Source organism: Pseudocitrobacter vendiensis, assembly GCF_943590815.1.
Classification (GTDB): domain Bacteria; phylum Pseudomonadota; class Gammaproteobacteria; order Enterobacterales; family Enterobacteriaceae; genus Pseudocitrobacter; species Pseudocitrobacter vendiensis.
This window is the reverse complement of record NZ_CALSBS010000073.1, coordinates 1-2962: the sequence shown is the minus strand read 5'-3', so window position 1 is coordinate 2962 and position 2962 is coordinate 1. Positions and strand designations below refer to the sequence as shown.

Here is a 2962-nt window from a genome sequence, read left to right as displayed (position 1 = left end):
TGTATAGCTTGTGGGTAAGTGATAATGAAGTGCAAACGAGATGGCGCAAATACTCTTTTGGTTTATCTTTTAATTACTTACGTATTAAAAGATAAACCAAAAAATAAAAGACATTACTGTTATCCCCTTTAAAAAGTGGATAACCGAACAGCATCGGCGCGAGCGCCTCAAAAGTAGCTCCCCACGCTAAAGCGCGGGGCATTCAGAACGGAATCCCTCGATGGCTAACAGCTCGCCTGTTAGCCATCGAGGGATTGGACAAATCCGGCCACGCCGGATACGTCAGCAAATATCGCTGAAGAATTAGCTTACACGCTCGTAAGCGGCTCTTACGACCCGCTAACGCGGAGATACGCCCCAACTGCGGCTTCGCCTTGTTGTGACCACTCCGACCGCGCACAAAAGCCTCTGAGCCGCTTTTAGCGGAATATGGCTTTGCAGGGTGAAGGGATGGATAGGCGATCCCTTTCGATCCCTCACTGGTATCGGCGGCTAACCCTCGGTGCTACCTGTCATTTCATCCTGCCGCCTTACATGCGCTAACGCGCATAAATCCCCGTTCCTCAGTGGAACGAAAACTCACGCTAACAGGGTAGTGACCGGGTAGCCACGATAACTGCCAACAAAATTAGCTTATAGGTTAATTCTACCTTGTCTGAAATTAGCCTATAGGTTAATATTAATAGAAATGGGAGGTCACATGTTTAGCGTTGTTTATCACCCGGAAGCCAGGGAAGAAGCCACAGCATTACCCGTAAAAATCAGGGTGAAGTTTGACCGTCTCATCGGCAAACTGGAGTATGACGCCCGATTACTGCGGGAGCCGGACACGAAGCCCCTGGGCGATGGACTTTTTGAGATCCGCACGATGGGGACGGACATAGCCAGGGGAATCTGGGTATACCACAAAGGCAATACCATCATCATGCTCCGTGTTTTCATCAAGAAGTCACAGAAAACGCCAGCGAAAGAAATCGATCTCGCCAAAAAGCGGTTAGCGGAGGTACTTAATGAAACTGGTAAGCCATAAAGAACTGCATAACGAGTGGATGCAGGACGATGAATATCGCGCTGCATGGCAGGAAGAAGAACGTAAGGAAAAGCTCAGGGAGCTGCTTGCTGAATGGCGCAAGCATGACAACCTGACAAAAGCGCAGGTTGCTGAACGCATGGGGGTTACACCTCCGGTTATTTCTCGCCTGGAAAACAACATCACCAAAGCCAGCATCGACACACTGACCCGCTACGCTCACGCCTGCGGCATCAAGAAACCTGTCATTGCCCTGTACTGAATAGCCAGCCCTCCGGGGCTGGCCTTTTTGTTTCGGTCAGTCCCAAAATTTTGTTAAAGCAAGTTTAAAATGTCACCTGTTTCTCCAAAGTTGAAATGTCACTTCTAAGGAAGGTGCGAACAAGTTCCTGATATGAGATCATCATATTCATCCGGAGCGCATCCCAGAGGGACATCATGAGCCATCAACTCACCTTCGCCGATAGTGAATTCAGCACTAAGCGCCGTCAGACCCGAAAAGAGATTTTCCTCTCCCGCATGGAGCAGATTCTGCCATGGCAGAATATGACCGCTGTCATCGAGCCGTTTTATCCCAAGGCGGGCAATGGCCGACGGCCCTATCCGCTGGAGACCATGCTGCGTATTCACTGCATGCAGCATTGGTACATGAAAGCCAGCATCCGTGCCAGGGTGGAGCACCCGTTTCGCATCATCAAGCGGCAGTTCGGCTTCGTGAAAGCCAGATACAAGGGGCTGCTGAAAAACGATAACCAACTGGCGATGTTATTCACCCTGGCCAACCTGTTTCGGGTGGACCAAATGATACGTCAGTGGGAGAGATCTCAGTAAAAACCGGAAATAACGCCAGAAATGGTGGAAAAAATAGCCTAAATAGGCTGATTCGATGTGTTTGCGGGAAAAAAATCGGCCCAGATCCGCGAAATTTTAATCAGCGAGTCAGCTTGGGAAGAAATGACCTGCTTATTCGCACCTTCCTTAATATAAAGACACAAGCAGAGACATTTTTGGCACGATATAAAAACGCTAAGTTAAAAAATCACTATGACGTGTTGGGTATCAAATGTTCACTGGCATAAACCTCTGTTTCTGATGTAAAACAGATTTTCTGAGGAGGCGTAAAACCTCCTCGTACTGCGAAATTGATTTAGTGATAGCGATCGATCACGCCAACCAGATAGTGGTCGGTTTGCTGCATGTTGATGCCCGCTTTTTTAGCGCTGCGGACTTCATCCAGAATGATTTGCAACAGCGTCCCGTCCACGATTTCCTCTTTTCTGTATCGCTTCAGGAAGTTAATCGCTGACTTATCGTTTGCTGCCTGGGCGTCTTCCGTCAAAGAGGTCAGCGCATTAATGCGCTTCTGGTAATCGCTTACCGTCTGCTCAAACAGATCTTCCAGCGTGGAAAATTCACCGCACCGGGCGTGTTGCTCCTGTAACACCGGCGTGGCGCCGCTCTGTTTGATGTATTCGTACATGCGCATCATTTGCGTCACCGTATTTTGCGCCTGATGACGCAAAAATAGTGCGGTGCCATTAAGGCTATTCTCGCTGCACCTCTGGCTGAGCTGAAGATACAAATTTGAGGTATAAAACTCCTGATTCATTTGCGCATTCAGTTTTTGAACTATTCCGCTAGCGATCATAGGACTTCCTTATTTCTTGTCATCTCAGAAAACGGTCACTCTTCGAAAAAACAACCAGAATAAAAGCGATTCTTTCGCTTTTTTTATTGCGCCTGGTTACGCAGTCATATTCATTTTAAGTCGGGATGCTCCTTATTTAAATATCCAACCCTACTATCGCATTTCTATCTGGCATTATTCTGTGATGGTGTTTCGATATTCACACTCCCTGTGCCAATCCTTTCTTATCGACAGTAGGAAACTTCCTCCGGCTATTCTGCTGAACACGATTAGGGGCACTGTTG

General features: G+C 47.8%; 5 protein-coding genes. 4 read left to right on the top strand and 1 reads right to left on the bottom strand.

All coding sequences use genetic code 11. The features are described 5' to 3' along the window. The first annotated feature begins 291 nt into the window (after positions 1 to 291). From NMC31_RS26400 to NMC31_RS25950, 4 genes are all read left to right on the top strand, one after another. Positions 292 to 423, top strand: a complete 132-nt coding sequence (locus tag NMC31_RS26400) for a replication-associated protein RepA4 (protein WP_487249805.1) — start codon at positions 292 to 294, stop codon at positions 421 to 423. A gap of 277 nt (positions 424 to 700) precedes the next feature. Continuing rightward, positions 701 to 1030: a type II toxin-antitoxin system RelE/ParE family toxin gene (locus tag NMC31_RS25960; RefSeq protein WP_000493286.1), complete on the top strand. Its 330-nt coding sequence runs from the start codon at positions 701 to 703 to the stop codon at positions 1028 to 1030. Next, positions 1011 to 1292, top strand: coding sequence for a helix-turn-helix domain-containing protein (locus NMC31_RS25955; RefSeq protein WP_000780222.1), 282 nt, complete (start codon positions 1011 to 1013; stop codon positions 1290 to 1292). The genes NMC31_RS25960 and NMC31_RS25955 overlap by 20 nt, the downstream gene beginning before the upstream one ends. Positions 1293 to 1468: 176 nt before the next feature. Further along, positions 1469 to 1861: a transposase gene (locus NMC31_RS25950; protein ID WP_074143888.1), complete on the top strand. Its 393-nt coding sequence runs from the start codon at positions 1469 to 1471 to the stop codon at positions 1859 to 1861. Positions 1862 to 2177: 316 nt separating this feature from the next. On the opposite strand, the gene NMC31_RS25945 is transcribed toward NMC31_RS25950, so the two are convergent. Next, positions 2178 to 2678, bottom strand: coding sequence for a non-heme ferritin-like protein (locus tag NMC31_RS25945; RefSeq protein WP_001752509.1), 501 nt, complete (start codon positions 2676 to 2678; stop codon positions 2178 to 2180). Positions 2679 to 2962 lie beyond the last annotated feature (284 nt).